The 18,546-nt window shown below is 68.0% G+C and carries 18 protein-coding genes; 4 read left to right on the forward strand and 14 right to left on the reverse strand.

Annotated elements, in window-relative coordinates; translation table 11 throughout:
- Positions 1-44: 44 nt before the first annotated feature.
- Both F0P95_RS15430 and F0P95_RS15435 read left to right on the forward strand, forming a co-directional pair.
- Positions 45-521, forward strand: a complete 477-nt coding sequence (locus F0P95_RS15430) for a hotdog fold domain-containing protein (protein WP_182334968.1) — start codon at positions 45-47, stop codon at positions 519-521.
- Between the two features lie 3 nt (positions 522-524).
- Positions 525-908, forward strand: a complete 384-nt coding sequence (locus F0P95_RS15435) for a hypothetical protein (RefSeq protein WP_182334969.1) — start codon at positions 525-527, stop codon at positions 906-908.
- A 36-nt stretch (positions 909-944) separates the two neighbouring features.
- Here the strand turns inward: F0P95_RS15435 and F0P95_RS15440 are convergent, their stop codons facing one another.
- A complete protein-coding gene (locus F0P95_RS15440) occupies positions 945-2,246 on the reverse strand; it encodes an NTP/NDP exchange transporter (RefSeq protein ID WP_232528703.1) in 1,302 nt (433 codons plus the stop codon).
- Positions 2,247-2,354: 108 nt separating this feature from the next.
- On the opposite strand from F0P95_RS15440, the gene F0P95_RS15445 reads away from it, so the two are divergent.
- A complete protein-coding gene (locus F0P95_RS15445; protein ID WP_182334970.1) occupies positions 2,355-3,959 on the forward strand; it encodes a GMC family oxidoreductase in 1,605 nt (534 codons plus the stop codon).
- A 125-nt stretch (positions 3,960-4,084) separates the two neighbouring features.
- Positions 4,085-5,497 (forward strand): serine hydrolase domain-containing protein, encoded by a 1,413-nt coding sequence (locus F0P95_RS15450; protein WP_182334972.1) that lies wholly within the window; start codon positions 4,085-4,087, stop codon positions 5,495-5,497.
- A gap of 576 nt (positions 5,498-6,073) precedes the next feature.
- Here F0P95_RS15450 and F0P95_RS15455 read toward each other — a convergent pair.
- From F0P95_RS15455 to F0P95_RS15515, 13 genes are read right to left on the reverse strand one after another with little or no spacing between them, the layout of a single operon-like run.
- Positions 6,074-6,319: a DUF2274 domain-containing protein gene (locus F0P95_RS15455; RefSeq protein ID WP_041110578.1), complete on the reverse strand. Its 246-nt coding sequence runs from the start codon at positions 6,317-6,319 to the stop codon at positions 6,074-6,076.
- Entirely contained in the window at positions 6,316-7,596 is a 1,281-nt protein-coding gene (locus F0P95_RS15460) for a TraB/TrbI/VirB10 family type IV secretion system protein (RefSeq protein WP_182334974.1), read from the reverse strand. The genes F0P95_RS15455 and F0P95_RS15460 overlap by 4 nt, the downstream gene beginning before the upstream one ends.
- Positions 7,597-7,598: 2 nt before the next feature.
- Positions 7,599-8,591 carry a P-type conjugative transfer protein TrbG gene (gene trbG / locus F0P95_RS15465; protein WP_041110576.1) on the reverse strand — a complete coding sequence of 331 codons (993 nt, stop codon included), beginning with the start codon at positions 8,589-8,591 and terminating at the stop codon, positions 7,599-7,601.
- Positions 8,588-9,292: a conjugal transfer protein TrbF gene (trbF, locus tag F0P95_RS15470; protein WP_041110574.1), complete on the reverse strand. Its 705-nt coding sequence runs from the start codon at positions 9,290-9,292 to the stop codon at positions 8,588-8,590. Before trbF ends, trbG begins: the two co-directional genes overlap by 4 nt.
- Before the next feature lie 30 nt (positions 9,293-9,322).
- On the reverse strand, positions 9,323-10,702 hold the full coding sequence (gene trbL, locus F0P95_RS15475) for a P-type conjugative transfer protein TrbL (RefSeq protein WP_182334976.1): 1,380 nt from the start codon (positions 10,700-10,702) through the stop codon (positions 9,323-9,325).
- A complete protein-coding gene (locus F0P95_RS15480) occupies positions 10,699-11,049 on the reverse strand; it encodes a hypothetical protein (RefSeq protein WP_041111005.1) in 351 nt (116 codons plus the stop codon). The genes trbL and F0P95_RS15480 overlap by 4 nt, the downstream gene beginning before the upstream one ends.
- Positions 11,050-11,061: 12 nt before the next feature.
- The gene (gene trbJ, locus F0P95_RS15485; protein ID WP_041111007.1) at positions 11,062-11,805 is read right to left on the reverse strand and encodes a P-type conjugative transfer protein TrbJ; all 744 of its coding nucleotides are present in this window, start codon (positions 11,803-11,805) and stop codon (positions 11,062-11,064) included.
- Positions 11,802-14,252 carry a conjugal transfer protein TrbE gene (trbE, locus tag F0P95_RS15490; protein WP_041111009.1) on the reverse strand — a complete coding sequence of 817 codons (2,451 nt, stop codon included), beginning with the start codon at positions 14,250-14,252 and terminating at the stop codon, positions 11,802-11,804. Before trbE ends, trbJ begins: the two co-directional genes overlap by 4 nt.
- Before the next feature lie 12 nt (positions 14,253-14,264).
- Positions 14,265-14,537, reverse strand: a complete 273-nt coding sequence (locus tag F0P95_RS15495; RefSeq protein WP_004883097.1) for a VirB3 family type IV secretion system protein — start codon at positions 14,535-14,537, stop codon at positions 14,265-14,267.
- The gene (locus tag F0P95_RS15500) at positions 14,534-14,926 is read right to left on the reverse strand and encodes a TrbC/VirB2 family type IV secretion system protein (RefSeq protein WP_041111012.1); all 393 of its coding nucleotides are present in this window, start codon (positions 14,924-14,926) and stop codon (positions 14,534-14,536) included. Before F0P95_RS15500 ends, F0P95_RS15495 begins: the two co-directional genes overlap by 4 nt.
- Entirely contained in the window at positions 14,923-15,990 is a 1,068-nt protein-coding gene (gene trbB, locus F0P95_RS15505) for a P-type conjugative transfer ATPase TrbB (RefSeq protein ID WP_041111014.1), read from the reverse strand. Before trbB ends, F0P95_RS15500 begins: the two co-directional genes overlap by 4 nt.
- Positions 15,987-16,463, reverse strand: a complete 477-nt coding sequence (locus F0P95_RS15510; protein ID WP_041111016.1) for a ribbon-helix-helix protein, CopG family — start codon at positions 16,461-16,463, stop codon at positions 15,987-15,989. The genes trbB and F0P95_RS15510 overlap by 4 nt, the downstream gene beginning before the upstream one ends.
- The gene (locus F0P95_RS15515; RefSeq protein ID WP_041111018.1) at positions 16,460-18,487 is read right to left on the reverse strand and encodes a conjugal transfer protein TraG; all 2,028 of its coding nucleotides are present in this window, start codon (positions 18,485-18,487) and stop codon (positions 16,460-16,462) included. Before F0P95_RS15515 ends, F0P95_RS15510 begins: the two co-directional genes overlap by 4 nt.
- Between the last annotated feature and the right edge of the window lie 59 nt (positions 18,488-18,546).

The following is an 18,546-nucleotide window of genomic DNA, read 5'->3' on the forward strand; positions in this document are numbered from 1 at the left end:
AACGGCGGGCGCATGCCCGCCGTTTCCTTTTCGACGAGGCAGGCATGACACTCCCATTGCTGACGCTGTACCGGCGCCTGGCGCGCCGGCCGGGCGGGCGCTGGCTGTTCACCCGCGCGGTGTGCTTCAAGGCGCCCTACTTCGCCAGCATCCGCCCGCGCATCACCGTGCTCGAAGCGGGCCGCTGCGAAGGCACGCTGGCCGACCGCCGCGCCGTGCGCAACCACCTCGGCACCGTGCATGCCATCGCGCTGTGCAACCTCGCCGAGCTGACCGCCGGGCTGATGACCGACGCCTCGCTTCCGGCCGGCATGCGCTGGATCCCCAAGGGCATGCAGGTGCACTACCTGGCCAAGGCGCGCGGTCGACTGCACGCGGTCGCCGTGCCGGAACGCCCGATCGCCAGCGCCACCGTCGGCTACGAATTGCCCGTGCGCGTGGGCATCAGCGATGCCGCCGGCACCGAAGTGTTCGTCGCCCACATCGCGATGTGGGTGTCGCCGCGCCACGGAAACGGGTGAGCCATGGACACCGCCGAACTGCTGGTGCGCCTGGGCGGCGTGCACAGCCTGGGCTTCGCGGCCTTCCACCTGGCCTTCTGGAGACTGTTCGACTGGAAACGCGACCTCGCCGGCAACAGCCGGGCCAACCGCGCGATCATGCAGATCCTCAATCTGCGCCTGGTCTACGTCTTCCTGGGCATGGGCGCGCTGGCGCTGGCATTCGGCCGCGAACTGCCCGCCACGCCGCTGGGACGGGCGCTGCTGGGATTCATGGCGTTGTTCTGGGTGGGACGCATGCTGGAGCAGTTCGTATTCCTGCGCATCCACGACTGGCGCGTGCACCTGCTGAGCGCGTTGTTCGCGCTGGGCGCGGCGCTGCATGCCGTGCCGCTGGCGCTGGCCTGAGACGCGCCGTCGAACCGCACGCGCCCTGCGCCGGCATCAGCGCGGGGGCGGCGTCTGTGCCGCCGGCACGCCTTCGGGGCGACGCGACAGCCGCCAGCCGATGCCGGCGGCGATCACCGCGGCGGCCGCGCTGACGCCGGCGAAACCGGCAGTGCCCATGCCCAGCACGCGCAACCAGTTCATGCCCAGCGCGATGGACATGTCGCCGAACCGCCATACCGCCGTGTCCACCGCATTCTGGCCCTTGTAGCGCACGCTGCGCGGCACCCGGGTGTACAGGCTGTGCCGCGCCGGCTCGGCCATGCCGTAGGCCAGGCCGCGACTGACGATCAGTGCGATCGCCACCGCCGGCATGCCCATCAGCAGCGGCGCGTGCGGGTCGCGCGCGAACAGCACCAGCGACAGCGCGCCGACGCTGACCAGCGCCCAGATCATGATGACGATGCCCGGCCCCTTGCGCGGCAGCAGCCAGCGGGTGAGGGTGAGCTGGGTGATGGCGGTCAGCACGTTGCCGGCCAGGTCGATGTTGGCGGCAAAGCGGGTGCGCGCCACCGCGTCGGCGAACGTGGCCCCGGAGTAGTCGGTCACCAGCGCATAGTTCACCGTGCCGATGCCGTCGGCCAGCAGCAGCAGGATCGACATGTTGCGGATGAACGGATCGGCGAACACCTGCTTGAGGCCGTCGAACATGCCACCGCCGACCGCGGCCTCGTGGCCGGGTTCGTGGCGGCGCGCGCCATGCCGCCGCGCCCAGCGCCCCAGGGCCACGACGCACCCCAGCGCCAGGCACAGCAGTGCCGCCGAGACCACCAGCAGCGGCGCCACGCCGATCACGCCGACCAGCGAACGGGTCAACATCGGGCCGGCGACCGCGCCCACCGTACCGGCCACGGCAATGACCGGGAACAGGCGCCGCGCCTGCCCGCTGTCCCAGATGTCGGACATGAAGCTCCAGAACACCGACACCACGAACAGGTTGAACACGCTCACCCAGACGAAGAACGTCACCCCCAGCGTCTTCGGCCCGAGCAGCTCCGGCCACGCGAACAGCGGGACGAAGCCGAGCAGGCAGGCGATGAAGAACACCTGGACCACCGGCATCACCACCCGCCGCGGCCAGCGCGTCACCAGGGCGGCGAACAGCGGCGACAGCAGCAGGGTGCCGATGAACGTGGCGCCGTAGAACCAGGGCAGCTGGGTCGAGCCGACCGCGGCGGCCAGCTGCTCGCGCAGCGGGCGGATCACGTAGTACGCGGCCAGCACGCAAAAGAAATAGGCGAAGGACAGCGCAACCGCCAGCCGCTCCCCCGCATGTACCCTGCCCTGACCGGACCGCATCGGCCTGCACCTGTCGCAACAAAGCGCGCACGGTATCCGATGCACTGCAACATCGCCAGTGCGGGCCTGCGTCCCGGCTATGCTGGCGACACGCCACGGGGAAGCGCGATGCGGGAATTCGACTACATCATCATCGGTGCCGGTTCGGCCGGCTGCGTGCTGGCCAACCGGCTCAGTGCCGATCCACAGGTGCAGGTGCTGCTGGTCGAGGCCGGCCCGCGCGACCGCAACCCGTTCATCCACATGCCGGCCGGGCTGGCACGGCTGGTCGACAACCGCCGCCTCAACTGGAGCTACCACACCGAACCGGAACCGCAGTTGCAGGGACGGCGGCTGTGGTGGCCGCGCGGCAAGGTCCTGGGCGGCTCGAGTTCGATCAATGCGATGTGCTACGTGCGCGGCGTCGCCGGCGACTACGACCGCTGGGCCGCGGCCGGTGCCACCGGCTGGGACTGGGCCGGCGTGCTGCCGTGGTTCCGCCGGAGCGAACGCAACAGCCGCGGCGGCGACGCGCTGCACGGCGGCGACGGCCCGCTGCATGTTTCCGACCTGCGTTACGTCAACCCGCTCAGCCATGCCTTCGTCGAAGCCGGCGTGCAGGCCGGCCATCCGCACAATCATGATTTCAACGGACCGGCGCAGATCGGCGTCGGCCTGTACCAGGTGACGCAGAAGGAAGGTGCGCGCTGTTCGTCGGCCGCCGCCTATCTGGCGCCGGCACGACCGCGCCGCAACCTGCAGGTACTGACCGGGGCCCTGGTCGAGCGCATCCTGGTCGACGCCGGACGCGCGCACGGCATCGCCCTGCGCCACGGCGGGCGACGGCTGCACCTGCACGCGCGATGCGAGGTCCTGCTCAGCGCCGGCGCGGTCAATTCGCCGCAGCTGCTGATGCTCTCCGGGATCGGCCCGGCCGATGCCCTGCGCGCCCACGGCATCGCGGTGCAGCTCGACCAGCCACAGGTCGGCGCCAACCTGCAGGACCACCTGGACATCTGCACCCTGTACCGCACCGTTCCCGGGGTCAGCTACGACCGCGCCAGCGAGCTGAAGATCGCGTTCGACTGGTTCCTGCGCGGCCATCGCGGCGCCGGCAGCAGCAACATCGCCGAGGCCGGCGGTTTCATGCGCTCGCGCCTCGCCGCCGACGAGCGCGCCGACATCCAGTTCCATTTCGTACCGGCGATGCTCGACGACCACGGCCGCCACCGGCTGCCTGGCGACGGCTACACCCTGCACGCCTGCTACCTGCACCCGCGCAGCCGCGGGCACATCGCCCTGGCCGGCGCGGAGCCGTCGCTACCGCCCAGGATCCACGCCAACTACCTGGGCGACAGCGACGGCTTCGACCTGCGGATGATGATCGAAGCCGCACGCCTGAGCCGCGACCTCCTGCGCCAGCCCGCCTTCGATCGCTGGCGGCGCGCACCGGTCTTCCCCGCGCGCGAGGACCTGGACGATGCCGGGCTGGAAGCGTTCATCCGCGCCAAGGCCGAAACCATCTACCACCCGGTCGGCACCTGCCGCATGGGCAGCGACGACGCGGCGGTGCTCGACCCGCAGTTGCGGCTGCGCGGCGTGGAGGGACTGCGCGTGATCGATGCCTCGGCGATGCCCACGCTGGTCAGCGGCAACACCAACGCACCGGTGATCATGATGGCCGAGCGCGCGGCGGCGTTGATCCTCGACCCGCAGGCCGGATCGCCGCCCTGATCGATGATCCAGCGACAAAACCCTGCAATATCAAGATGATGCCTATTCATCTTCTCCCCGTTTGTGCAATCGAGAAAAGCAGCGCTAGAATCGGCGACAGCCTTAGCTAGCAGGCATCGATCACGATGAAAGACAACAGCAGACGCCGGCGTTTCCGTCCGGTGGCATCGGGATTGCTCGGTGTGTTGATGCCCTTCGCACTGTCAACCACCGCCCAGACACCCACCGCTCAGCAGCCGCTGCCGGAATCGGCCCCGCAGTTGCCGGTCAACCTTGAAAACGCGCCGATGCAGTCGCCGACGCAGCCGATGCCCTACCGGGTCGCGCTGCGTCCGGACCAGGTGCAGGCACTGCCCGACGGCTTCAATGTCGCCGCCATCGAATCGATGGCCGAACAGCTCACCTACGGCAACCGCGTGCCCGGCATCGCCATGGCGATCGTGCAGAACGGCCGCGTGCTGTCCGCGCGCGGCTTCGGCGTCACCGATATCGGCAACCCGCAGCCGGTGGACGCGCACACCGTGTTCCGCCTGGCCTCGCTGTCCAAGGCCTTCGCCGGCACCATGGCCGGGTTGCTGGTCAACGACGGCACCCTGCGCTGGGACAGCAAGGTCACCGACTATGTGCCCGGCTTCCAGCTGGGCACGCCCGATGCGACCCGCCGGCTGACCGTGGCCGACGTGCTCAGCCACCGCGTCGGCCTGCCTTACAACGCCTACGACCGCGACATCGAGGCCAACGCCGACTACTACACGCTGACCCGCAAGCTCGCCAGTGCGCCGCTCAAGTGCGAGCCGGGCGATTGCTACGCCTACCAGAACGTCGCCTTCAGCCTGATCGGCGACGTGGTCTACGCGGCCTCCGGCAGTTTCTACGAGCAGGCCGTCGAGCGCCGCATCTTCAAGCCGCTGGGCATGAACGACGCCAGCCTCGGCCTGGCCGGCATCCAGGCCAGTCCGCGCTGGGCGCGCCCGCACGTGCGCAGCCGCAATGGCTGGGTGTCGCTGGCGCCCAAGCCCACCTATTACCGCGTCGCCCCGGCCGCCGGCGTCAACGCCAGCGCCAGCGACATGGCGCAATGGCTGCTGGCGCATACCGGGCACCGCCAGGACGTACTGCCGGCGCCGCTGCTGGCCACCCTGCATGCACCGCTGGTCAACACGCCGGGCGAAATGCGTTCGGGCTGGCGCCGCCAGCGGCTGGACTCGGCCGGCTATGCGCTGGGCTGGCGCGTGTTCGATTACGCCGGCCATACCGTGGTGTTCCATGCCGGCGCGGTGCAGGGCTATCGCGGCCTGGTCGCCCTGTTGCCCGAGCGCGACCTCGGCATCGCCGTGATGTGGAATGGCGAGAGCAGCGTGCCCAGCGGGCTGATGCCGACCATCCTCGATCGCGCCATCGGCCTGCCGACGCAGCGCTGGCTGGACGTGGATACCGACTTCGGCAGCGACAACCTGATGGCCGAGGACACGCCGGCCAATCCACCGCGTGGGCGGAAGGGCGTCGCCTCCGACCGGGCCACCGCGTCCCCGCGCTGACCCGGCGCCCACGGTACGCACCGACAAGGCGGCTCCGGCCGCCTTTTTCGTTGCCCCGCATCCGCAGCGGCACCCGCGCCCGGCCGCGCGCCCCGGGCGCAATCACCCCGCGTTGCCCGGCATCGGCGCAGCAGCGCCTGCAGTCACCGGAAACGGACCGGCGCGAGCGCCTGGCGATGCACCGCGCCAGCGCGCCCCTCGCCAGCAGGCGTCCGCATGCGGTGCCTGTCGTCCGTGGCACCCGGCAGCACGCCGGCCGCGCGCCGGGTGACGCGCACGCATAAAAAATTGGCGGCGTCAAGTCATTTTTGAAAATGGCTTGATGGCCGTAAGTCCATATGGGGCGCGGGTTTAGCTCTACTTCGGGCCGCTTTGCAGAACTGCGGCGTTGCGGGCTGGGAGCCACATAAGAGCGTCGCGGTATAAAGCCGGAGCGTGCTGAATCGGGGACGATTGCCAGCAGGCGGCGGCCGCGTGCGATCATCATAGCCCAATCGGTCATAGTCCTCCAGAACGAAGAACGCGCAGCCCTGGGCTGCGCGTTCGAGTGATGAGCACCAGCGGGAACAGCCATCATCAGCTTGGCTTCGGCGGCGCGGCCTTGCCCAACCCTCTCTTCCTGAATCCCCGATCCCCGGCCATGAACGCCTCCAGCATGTGCGGGATCAGGGTCGCTGCATCGACCGCCTCGCCATACGTCTGCGCGTGCAGCGCGGCGTAGCGGTCGAGGTCGGCTTTCAGGCTGGTCGAGCAAGCGAAAGTCAGCTTGGTGCTTTCGGTCTTCGGTAGCGGCCCGAGCCGCAGCTTTTTGGTCGTGCTCATCGTGAAGTCCCCCGATTGAAGAACAACGGTTGGTACGGCCGCAGCGCCAGGTCGCGGTTAACGATGATGCGAACCGGCAGGCCCGGCCGTTCGGTCAAGGTAGGCTGGATGTTGAGGTTGCGCCGGGTCATCTCCTGGCCGACCTGATTGATGCTGTCCTGGGCGCTGTCGCGCCCGGCGATGATGACGCGATCACCGTCCTGGCGGTTCTCCGGCGCGGCCAGCTCGGCGCCGATGCCCAGCAGCGTGGTCAGCGCCGCACCGGCAAAGATGCGATCCCAATGCCAGTCCACGTCGTCTTCCAGCCCGGCATAGCCGGCCGGATCGGTGCCGACGAGGTTATCGAGCGTGAGCGATGACGTGTCGGGCAGGATGATCCGGTTCCACACCACCTGCACGCGGCTCTGTCCGTAGCTGACCGAACTGTTGTAGCGCCCCAGGATGCGCGAGCCTTGCGGGATCAGCAGGAAACGCCCGCTGGCCGTGTCATAGACCGGCTCCGTCACCGTGGCGATCACGTCACCCGGCAAGTCCGACTTGATGCCCGTCACCAGCGCGCCGGCGACCACCGTTCCGGCCATGACCTGATACGGCGAAGCCGGCAGGGTCAGATTGCCGGAATTACGGGTTTCAGTAGAACCACCTTTCAGGAAAGCCTCCTTCTGATCTTGCCGATTCTGCACGGCGGTCGGGTCGGCAGGCTGGGCCGGCGTCGAGGCCGGCCCGGCGGCCATTGGGTCGAAGGCCGCATTGGCGGCGAAGCCCGGCGCAGCGGCCACCTGCGACTGCGCCACCGGCGCGGCCTTCTGCGCACCCGAGCGGAAGAACACGGACGAGGCCGCGGCCGCTTCGGCTTCCTTGCGCAGCGCGTCGTTCGGATCGTGGCCGGGGGCCGCGTAGGCGGCCGTCACCGGTTGCTGCGATTTCACGATGGCCGGGCCAAGATCGCCCGGCAGTGGCGGCCCCAGCTCCGGCACGGCAGGCGGCAAGGCCGGCGGCAGCTTGGAGTAATCCGCCGGCAACCCGTCCAGACCTTCCGACTTCGACACGCGATCGACGTTGTAAAGCTCGGTCTGCTCGCCAGCGCCGCGCCGCTGCGGTTGCAGCGACCACATCAGCGCGCCGAGCACGGCGACCGCCAGGGTGCCTGCGAGGATGGCGAGCGTGCGCCGGTTCAGGCGCGTCACCGGGCGCGGCTGGGCGCGCAGCGCCACCGCCTCGGGCGCCACCTTCGCCGCCTGCGGGGCGGCAAGGTCGGGGGTATCGTCCTGGCTCATGGTCAGTTCCTCCGCGCCACGCCATCGGTGCGCTCGATCCGCACCACGTCGCCGCCGTCGCCGCCCAGGCGCAGTTCGGCCGCACCGAACAGCCGATCCACGATGTAGTACGGCGAGCGGAAACGGTAGTTCACCAGTTGCCCGTCGCCCTGCGCGCCAATGACGAACAGCGGCGGCAGTTCGCCCTGAGCGATGCCCGCCGGGAACTGGATATAGACCTTCTCGCCGTCATCGAAGGCGCGCAGCGGCTTCCACGGCGGATTGCTGCCCGACACCGCGTAGCGGAAACGGATCTTCTCCAGCGACAGGCCGGTATCGACCGGCGCGGCGGCGCTGGCCGCCTGCGACTGGCGCTGCAAGGCCAGCATCCGGTCTTTCGGGTAGTCCCAGGACACCGAGGCCATCCACGCCTTCTCCGTCGAGGTCAGCTCCAGCAGGTACGTGCGGCGGCTGGTGGTGATGACCAGATTGGTCTTGAGGCCCGAGCGGATCGGTTTGACCAGCACATTGACGCGCAGCGCCTCGCCGCTGCCGCTGGATGTGTCACCCACAATCCACCGGACGGTATCGCCTGCGGCCACCGTCACCAGTTCCTCGCCGGGTTGGAGCGCGATCACGGTTACGCGGCCTACGGACGCATAGACCTGATAGAGCGCGCCATCGGTGAAGGGCCAGACCTGAATCGCATTGATGTAACCCTCGCGGGTCGGCGCGATACGTGCCTCGGCGTTGGCGCGGGACACGCGCACCTTCTCGTCGGTCGGCTCCGGCACGGCCGGGGACGCGTCCACTTCAGGCTGAGGCTTCAACTGTGCCGGGAGCGCCAGCGGCTCGGGCACGGCAACCACTTCCACCGGCGCGGGTGGCTCCGGCAGCGGTTGCGCCTGCACCGGCTCATCGAGCGAGATGGACGGCGGCGGCTTGCCCTGCGAGGCGCAGCCCGCGAGGGCAAGCAAAATCAATGGCAAAACGGATTGACGGAAAAGTGCATTCATGGCTTGGCTCCTTCGGAAGAATCCAGTTCGCGGCTCCACGACAGGCCATTGACGTAGATACCCAGCGGGTTCTTGCGCAGGCGCTGTTCGGTGCGCGGGGTTTGCAGAACGGTGGACAGCACGGCGTTCCACCGCTCTGTGCCGGCGGGTGCGCCGTTGATGAACCGCTGTTCCGTCCAGCGCACGTTGAAAGACGTGTCGCTGGCGCGGACAACGCTGGTGATCTGCACCGTGACCGATTCCTTGCCGATGCGGGCGAAGGGATCGTTTTTGCTGGCGTAGTCGTTGAGCACCGCCGCCCCCTTGTCGGTGGTGTAGTCGTAGGCATCCAGCCAGTTCTGCCGCACGACGATGGGGTCGATGGACAGCGAGCGCACCAGCGTCACAAAGCGCGCCAGGTGGTGCGCGATCTGCGCATCGGCGGGCCGGTACGGCGTCGCCGCCTCGCCCACGGCGCGCACCTGCCCTGACTGATCGACCTCGATGACATAGGGTGTGACGATGGACTGCGCCGAGCGCCACACCAGGCCGCTGGCCATCAGCAGCGCGAGGGTGAGGCAGCCGAAGGCCATGAATCGCCAGTTCTTGGCCTGGACGCGGGCCGAGCCGATGCGCTCGTCCCACACCTGGGCGGCGGATTGATATGGGGTGGCAGGCTGCGGCGTATCGGCATAGCGCACCTGCGGGCGTTTGAATCGCATTGGTGTTCTCCTTGAGGGTCAGGTATCGCGTCATTCATCGGTGCGCAGGCTCGGGCCTTGGCCCGAGCCGCCACCGTCGCCACCGCGCAGCGTGTGGGCGGCGGTGGTCGCGGCATGGGTGATCTGCTGGCGGCGGTGCATCCGCTTGGCCCAGGCGGGTTGCTCTTGCTTGGGCGCGCTGGCGGCGCCGTCCACGCCTTCGCCTGCGGCGGCCTGGCCGGAACCGGCAGCGCTGGCGCCGGCATCGGTGCCGTTCCAGCCAGCCCGGAAGGAATCAGCCACCTTCTGCCCGGCAGCGGAAGCGCCGGACGCAGCGCGGCGGCCTGCGGCCTGCGCGCCGGTCTTGGCGACATTACCGAGGCCAGCCACCGCGCCCTTGGCCCCGCCGCCCGCAGCGGCGGAACCGGCCTGGAAGGCCGACTTCGCGCTGCCAGCCGCCGAGGTCGCGGCACGCGCCCCGGCACCGGCCAGCTTCGCGGCGGCCGGCGCCATCCGCGCCCCGGCGGCCACGGCACCGCCCACGCCGGTCGCGGCGGCACCAATGGCAACACCTGTGCCGACCGCGCCGACGGCTGCGCCGGCCATCGCGCCCGCGCCGAGCTGCGGCGCACCGGATACCAGGCCCGTGGCGATGCCGGGGCCGAAGATGCCCAGCGCCAGCAACGCGAGCGAGGCCAGCATCACGACCAGCGCGTGGTCGATGGAAGGATCGTCGGGATGAACCTGGAACTCCGCGAACAGGCCCGAGCCGATGCCGACGATGACGGCCAGCACCAAGACCTTGATGCCCGACGACACCACATTGCCGAGCACCTTTTCCGCGAGGAACGAGGTTTTGTTCCAGAGTGCAAACGGGATCAAGACGAAACCGGCGAGCGTGGTCAGCTTGAACTCGATCAGCGTGATGAAAAGCTGCACCGCCAGGACGAAGAAGCAGAGAATCACCACCAGCCAGGCCAGGAACAGCACCACGATGGGGTCGAGGTTCACGAACACTTCGGGAAAGCCGGCCATATCGCCGATCTGTTCCAGAATCGGCGCCCCAGCGTCGATGCCCGTCTTCGCCAGCCGGCCGGGTTTCAAGAAGTTCTCCATCGTGATGGCCGAGCCGGTGGCCGTCAGGCCCAGGCCGGCGAACGACCGGAACACGATGCCGGCCAGCCAGTTGAAGTTGTTGATGATGTAGGCGAAGGCACCGACGTAAAGCACCTTGCGCAGCAGCTTGGCGATCACGTCCTCGCCCTGGCCGGTGGCATGGCTCATGGCCCAATACAGGCCGGCGATGGTCATGTCGATGACGATCAGCGTGGCCGTCAGGAACGCCACTTCGCCATGCAGCAACCCGAAACCCGAGTCGATGTAGCGCGAGAAGGTATCGAGGAAACGGTCAATGATGGTCACGTCGTTCATGGCGTGTCCTCCGTAGCCGCGGGCGGCGCATCGCCTTCCGGCGCGTCGTCAATGGGTGTGTCGAAGCTCGCCGGAATCGGTGGCAGTTCGGCCAGCGTCCGGTATTCGTCCGGCCCGGTCTGGCCGGCGAAGAACCGCCGCCGGAAGGCTTCGGCGGCGGCCCGGCAGGTGTCTTCGCCTGCGGCTTGCCGGTCGGCTTCGCATCGGGTGCGCAGCGCCTTGAGCCGCACGGGATCGGCGGCCAAGGTGGCGGCCAGGTCGTCGGCCCTTTGTTGGTCGGACGACTGGCCGCAAGCGGTCAGCAGCACGGCCAGCAGCGAAACCGACAGAACGGGAACGCATCGCATGGCCGCCTCCCGTCAGTTGTTGTAGAAGTTGACGGACTGCGGCGTGTACGGCGTGCCGGTGCCCAGGAAGCGCCGCCGCACTTCGCGGGCGCGCTCCGTGGCCGCCGCCTGCCGCGCCAGTTCCAGCGATGCCGCCCGGTCTTGGGTGATCTGGAGCTGCTGCGCCTGGATGGACTGCTTGGCCTGCAAGGCGAGAAGCTGGTTCGTCGCCTGCATGGCTTGCAGCGCGCCGGTGGCGGACTGGCTCTGGCTGACTAGATCGGCCAGCGCGCTTTCGTCTTGGGTCAGGTTCTGCGACACCTGCGCCTGCATCCGCATGGCTGTATGCAGGCCGTTCAAGGTGTTCTTCCAGCGTTCCTGCGCGTCGCGCAGCATCTGGTCGCCGCTGATGGTGGCCGCGTACTGCTCCGGGTATAGGCGGGCGAACGTGGCATCCATGCTCTGCACGTCGTAGGCCAGGCCGCGCGCCTCGGCGATCAGGCGCTCGGTGGTCGCCAGCGTCGAGCGCAGCCGGTTGACGATGTTGAAGTCCAGATTCGCCAGGTTGCGCGCCTGGTTCATCAGCATCTGCGCTTCGTTCTGAAGTTGGTTGATCTGGTTATTGATCTGCTCCAGCGTGCGGATGGCGGTCAGCGTGTTCTGCACGAAGTTCGACGGATCGAACACCGTCAGCGCGGATGCGGGCTGGACGGCCAGCAGCGACACCGACAGCACGGCGGCAAGCGAGACGGACAGCAAACGGGGCTTGGTCTTCATGGTGAAACCTCCGGTAGTTGAGAAGCGAGGAAAGAAGCCGCCGCCGGTGAGGACGGCAGCAGGTCGGCGGCCCAATCGAGGCCGCGATGGCGCAGCCACGCACCGGCGAAGCCGGGAGCGCCGGCCTGCGTCAGCACGCGCTCTATGTCGCGCTGGTCTTGCGGTGTGGATGCGCCCGCGAAGGCGAGCGCGGCCGGCCCCAGATCGAGGTCGAACAGGCGGTTTCCGAGGCGCGATTGGTAGTAGTAGTCGCGCTTGGGCTGCGCGGTGGCGACGATTTCGATCTGCCGGCTGTTGAGGCCGAAGCCCTCGTAGATCGTGCGGATCTGCGGCTCGGTGGCCTGTGGGTTAGGAAGAAAAATACGGCTCGCGCAGCTTTCGATGACTGCCGGTGCGATGGATGACTCTTTGACGTCCGCGAGCGACTGCGTATCGAAAACGACGGAAACCTGCTTCTTTCGCAAGGTCTTGAGCCATTGCCGAAGCCGGGCCGCGAATACGGGATCGTCCAGAAAGACCCACGCCTCCCCGAGAAAAAGCATCGTTGGCGAGCCATCGAATCGTTCTTCCAGGCGGGCAAAGAGGTAGTTCAGAACAGCCAGCACGGCGGCCTTGCTGTGCATGAGTTCTTCCATCTCGAAGCACTGCACATCCGCGCTGCCCAGCCGGTCGTGGTCTGCATCCAGCAACTTGCCGTGCGCGCCACCGAGCACGTAGGGCGCGAGCGCCTGGCGCAGCACGTTCGATTGCAGCAAGACGGACAGGCCGGTCAGCGTGCGCTGTTCCACGGGCGCACCGGCCAGGCTGCCGAGCGCCGACCAGATGGCGGCCTTCTCGTCGGGGCCCACGGTCACACCTTCGTGCAGCAGGCGCCCTTCGATCCATTCGGCGGCCCAGGTGCGGTAGCCCTCTCGGTCGATGCGGGCGAGCGGCTGAAAGGCGATCTCGCCATCCGCACTGAGGTCGTAGTGCTCGCCACCCAGGCCCAAAGTAGCGGCGCGTATGGATCGCCCCACGTCAAAGACAAAGACGCGCGAGCCGCGATAGCGGCGGAACTGCATGGCCATCATGGCGACCAAGACCGACTTGCCCATGCCGGTCGGGCCGACGATCATCGTGTGCCCCACGTCGCCGATGTGCGTCACCAGCCGGAACGGCGTCGCGCCATCGGTGCGCGTGACGATCAGCGGCGGGCCGTCCAGATGCTTGTTGCGCTCGGGGCCGGCCCACACCGCCGAGACTGGCATCATGTGCGCCAGGTTCAGCGTCGAGACGATGGGCTGGCGCACGTTGGCATAGGCGTTGCCGGGGATGGACGACAGCCACGCATCGACGGCGTTGAGCGTTTCGGGGATGGTCACGAAACCCCGGCCCTGAATCACGCGCTCCACCATGCGCAGCTTCTCGTCGGCCACGGTCGGGTCGGTATCGAGCACCGTCACCGTGGCGGTGAGGTAGCCGAAGGCGACTTGATCGCTGCCCAGCTCCTGCAAGGCAGCATCGGCGTCGGCCGCCTTGTTGCTCGCGTCGGTATCGACCAGCGGGCTTTCCTGCTGAAAGATCGTTTCGCGCAGTAGCGCGATGACGTTCTTGCGCTTGGCGAACCACTGGCGGCGCAGGCGGCCCAGTTCCTTTTCCGCCTCGGCTTTGTCGAGGCAGAGGAATCGGGTACTCCAGCGATAGGCAAAGCCCAGGCGGTTGAGGTCGTCCAGCAGGCCCGGCCAGGTGGAAGTCGGGAAACCGCGCACCGACACCACGCGCAGGTGCTGGTCGCCCAGCATGGGCGCGAGGCCCCCGACCAGGGCGGAATCGGCCAGCAGTGCGTCGAGGTGGAAAGGCACTTCGGGCACGGCCAGTCGGTAGCGTCGCGCCGAAACCGTGGCGTGCAGGTAGGTCAGCGTCTGCGCGTCATCCAGCCAGGCGATTTCCGGCATCACGCCATCGAGCAGGTCGAAAACCCGATCGGTTTCCGCCACGAAGGCATCGAGTCGGCCCCGCCAGTCCACGCCATCGCCCGGCGCATGCTCGTAGAGCAGCTTGGCCGCACGGGCGCGCGATTCCTCCGGCGGCAGGTAGGCCAGCGTCAGGTGGTAGCTGCTTTCGTAGTGGTTGCCCGATTCCTCGAAGGCTGCGCGGCGTTCCTCGTCCACCAGCCAAGACAGCGGTTCGGGGAAGTCGGAATGCGGGTAATCCGCCGCCGGCCGGCGCTCGGCCTCGATGAACAGCGCCCAGCCCGATCCCAGCCGGCGCAGCGCGTTGTTCAGCCGCGCCGTGGTGGCGATCAACTCGCCCTGCGTGGCGCTGTCCAGATCCGGCCCGCGAAAGCGCGCCGTGCGCTGAAAACTGCCGTCCTTGTTCAAGACGACACCCGGCGCGACCAGCCCTGCCCAGGGCAGCCAGTCGGCCAGCAAGGCGGGCCGCTGGCGGTATTCGGCAAGGTTCAGCATGGCGGCATCCCCCTACACGTCCAGCAGCGGCTTGTGCTTGATGTGCCGGGCGAAGACCTGCATGAACTGCGGATCGACGCGCGCCCCCCAGACCGCCAGCGAGTGGCCGACGATCCAGAGCACGACGCCAGGAATCCAGAGTTGCAGGCCCAGCCCGACGGCGGCTGCCAGCGTGCCGTTGGCGATCGCCACGGTACGCGGTGCGCCGCCCATCAAGAGCGGTTCGGTCAGCGAACGATGCAGCGGCACTTCAAAGCCGGCCGCGAAGCTGTCCGGCCCGCTCATACGACGGCCCCGCCGGAGAAGCTGAAGAACGACAGGAAGAAGCTCGAAGCCGCGAACGCGATGGACAGGCCGAACACGATCTGGATCAGCTTGCGAAAGCCCCCCGATGTGTCGCCGAAGGCCAGCGCGAGGCCCGTGGCGATGATGATGATGACCGCGACGATGCGCGCCACCGGCCCCTGGATGGATTCGAGGATGGATTGCAGCGGGCCTTCCCACGGCATCGAGGAACCGGCGGCCTGCGCCGTTCCGGCCAGGAACAACAGCAGCGCGGCCAGCAGCAGCCCTTGCCCCGCAGGGCGGGCCAGGCTGCGCAGCCGTGCCAGGCTGGACAGGTGGGGAAGCGGATTTACGGAAAAGCGGAAAGCAGGAACGTGCATCTGCGTCATGGCAGTTCTCCAGGTTGGTCAAGGGATGGGGAAGGCGCAGCGGCATCGGCTGCAAGAGGAACCGGCGTCAGCTCGGGAAACGGCGTTTCCAGTGCATCCGCCAGCCGGTAGCCCACACCGTCGAAACCGACGACGCGGGCGATGCTTTCGACGCGGCGCTTGCGGCCGCGTCCGGCGATGTGGATCACCACGTTGACCGCCTCGGCGATCAGGGCGCGGGGCGGGTTCACCGCCACTTCGAGAATCAGTTGCTCCAGGCGCAGCAACGCACCCAGCGCGGAACCGGCATGGATGGTGGCAATGCCGCCGGGATGGCCGGTGCCCCATACCTTCACCAAGTCCAGGGCTTCGCCGCCGCGCACTTCGCCGACGATCACGCGGTCGGGCCGCAGGCGCATCGTGGCCCGCACCAACTCGGTCATGGACACCACGCCGGCGCGGGTGCGCAGCGGCACATGGTCGCGGGCTGCGCATTGCAGCTCGATGGTGTCTTCGAGCACCAGCACGCGGTCGCCGGTGGCGGCAATCTCGGCCAGCAAGGCATTGGCGAGCGTGGTCTTGCCGCTGCTGGTCGCGCCCGCGATCAGGATGTTCTGGCGCTCGCGCACGGCGCGGCGCAGGAAGTCCGCTTGGCCTGTGGTCAGGATGCCGTCGGCGACGTAGCGATCCAGGCCGATGATGCTCACGGCGCGCTTGCGCAGCGCGAAGGCCGGGCCGGGTGCGGCCGGGGGCAGGATGCCCTCGAAGCGTTCGCCGGTTTCGGGCAGCTCGGCGGTCAGCAGCGGTCGGCCGCGATGCACCTCCGCGCCGACGTGCGCGGCCACCAGCCGGATGATGCGTTCGCCATCGTCTTCGGACAGTTCCACGCCCAACGGCGTGCGGCCCGACGACAACCGATCCACCCATAGGGTGCGGTCGGGGTTGAGCATGATTTCCACCACGTCCGGGTCGGCCAGCGCGGCGGCGATGACTGGCCCCATCGCCGTGCGCAGCATCTGGATGCGGCGATCCATCGAAGCGGCGATGGAGGAGCGTTCGGGCGGGGTTTGCGGAACGGCGCTCATGAGGCACGCTCCGCAGCACGTTCATGGGCTTCGGCCAGCGCCGCCGCGTCGTCCATCCGTATCGGGTCGGGGTGCAGTTCTTCCACCACGTCGCGCACCAGGCTTCGGCCTCGCAGCAGGTGGCGGCCAAGCTGTTCCACGAATTGCTCGAAGCGCGCCTTGCCCTGGGCGCGGGCCGCATCCTGATGGGCCTCGGGCACCGGCGTGCTGACGGTCAGGAAGTAGCGGATGAACAGCGCCAGCGTCTCGATCTGGATGTTCTGGTCGCGCTCCAGGCGTTCGGTCTGCCGCGACAGGCGATCCAGCCGCTTGGCGATGGCGGCCTCGCGCTGGTCGCCGGCATCGGGCGATAGCCACGATGCGAGAGCCGCCGCGACGATGGACGACTTGGACACGCCCTTCTTGGCGGCCAGTTCTTCGAGACGCTTGGCGTGCTCAGGCTGGATGAACAGGTTGAGGCGGTATTGGCTCATAAGTCGATTCCGTCGTTGGGGTCGAGGGAAGCCAGCCGGGCCGTGCGCTGCATGGCCGGGTCGAGCTGGCCGGGGAAAGATGCAAAACCAGGCAGCGGTAGGTCGTCGTCGTCATCGAGCAGCGCCAGGTCGTTGCCGGCAGGCTGTGGTTCGGGGCTGTATTCGGTGACTTCAGATAGCTCTGGCTGGCGGCGCGGCCCGCCGTCGTCGGCGGTGCCCGCGCCATCGCTTGACAGGCCCGCAGCCGGGGCCGTTGGCACGGCTGGAATCGCCAGGCCGCTCCAGTCGTCGGGCCGGGCCGGTGGCGCATCGGCATAACGTCCAGTGATTTGCCCAGCCGCGAGCGCGGGCGGCGGCAATACGCGGTTCTTGAAATTCGCGTCGGCGTAGTAGCGCAGCTTCTTCGCCTTGATCGGTGCCATGCTGGAAACCATGACCACCGATTCGTCGGGCGGTAGTTGCATGACTTCGCCGGGCGTCAGCAGCGGGCGGGCCGTCTCCTGGCGCGACACCATCAGGTGCCCGAGCCACGGCGCGAGCCGGTGGCCGGCGTAGTTGCGCTGCGCGCGCAGCTCGGTGGCCGTGCCGAGCGTTTCGGAAATCCTTTTCGCTGTCCTTTCGTCGTTGGTAGCGAAAGTCACCCGGACATGGCAGTTGTCGAGGATGGAATGGTTCTGTCCGTAGGCTTTGTCGATCTGGTTGAGCGACTGCGCGATGAGGAAGCTGCGGATGCCGTAGCCCGCCATGAAGGCCAAGGCCGTCTCGAAGAAATCGAGCCGACCCAGGGCCGGGAACTCGTCAAGCATCAGCAGCAGCTTGTGGCGGCGCTCGATGCCGTCGCTGCCGTCGAGCGATTCGGTGAGCCGCCGGCCGATCTGGTTGAGGATCAGGCGGATGAGCGGTTTGGTGCGCGAAATGTCCGAAGGCGGCACCACCAGATACAGCGACACCGGATGCTCGGACGCGATCAGGTCGGCGATGCGCCAGTCGCAGCGCGAGGTGACTTCAGCCACCGTGGGGTCGCGGTACAGCCCCAGGAACGACATGGCCGTGGACAACACGCCCGACCGTTCGTTGTCCGACTTGTTCATCACTTCGCGGGCAGCGGATGCGACCACCGGATGCGGTGCATCGCCCAGGTGCTTCGTCGTCATCATCCGATGCAAGGTCAGCTCGAACGGGCTGGCCGGGTCGGAGAGGAAATTGGCAACACCGCGCAGTGTCTTGTCCTCGCCGGCATAGAGCACATGCAGGATGGCCCCGACCAGCAGCGCGTGCGAAGTCTTCTCCCAGTGATTGCGCTTCTCCAGCGCGCCTTCGGGATCGACCAGGATGTCGGCGATGTTCTGAACGTCGCGCACTTCATGCGCACCGCGCCGAACCTCCAGCAGCGGGTTGTAGGCTGCTGACTTCGCATCGGTCGGGTTGAACAGCAGACAATGCGAGAAGCGCGAACGCCAGCCGGCGGTGATCTGCCAGTTCTCTCCCTTGATGTCGTGGATGACGACCGACGCGGGCCACGACAGCAGCGTGGGCACCACCAGGCCGACGCCTTTACCGCTACGGGTCGGTGCAAAGGTCAGGACATGTTCCGGGCCTTCATGGCGCAGGTACTCGTTGCGATACTTACCGAGGAAGACGCCGGCCGCCTGGGTCAGCCCGGCCTTGCGAATGTCGTTCGCTTCGGCCCAGCGCGCCGATCCGTAGGTGGTGACGAGGCGCGCTTGCCGCGAGCGCCACACCGACATGGCGATGGCGACGACCACGGCCACCAAACCACTGCCGCCGGCGATGGCCCCACCGATGTCGAAGACATGCGGCGCGTAGGCATCGAAGAAGAACCACCACTCAAAGAGCCGCCAGGGGTGATAGACCGGGGTGCCAAAGAAATCGAACCACGGCGAGCCAAGGCGTAGTTGATAGCCCAGGGTGGCGGCTGTCCATTGCGTTGCACTCCATACGCCGGCGATCACGATGCCGAAGACGGCGGCGATCTGCCCAAACAGCACGCCCTGAGCTTGCATTGACTGACCTCCGATGTTCCTGCGCTTTACCCCGTTCAGAAGCGGCACAAGGACGTGCC

The sequence above is a fragment of the Stenotrophomonas acidaminiphila genome, from assembly GCF_014109845.1.
Lineage (GTDB): Bacteria > Pseudomonadota > Gammaproteobacteria > Xanthomonadales > Xanthomonadaceae > Stenotrophomonas > Stenotrophomonas acidaminiphila.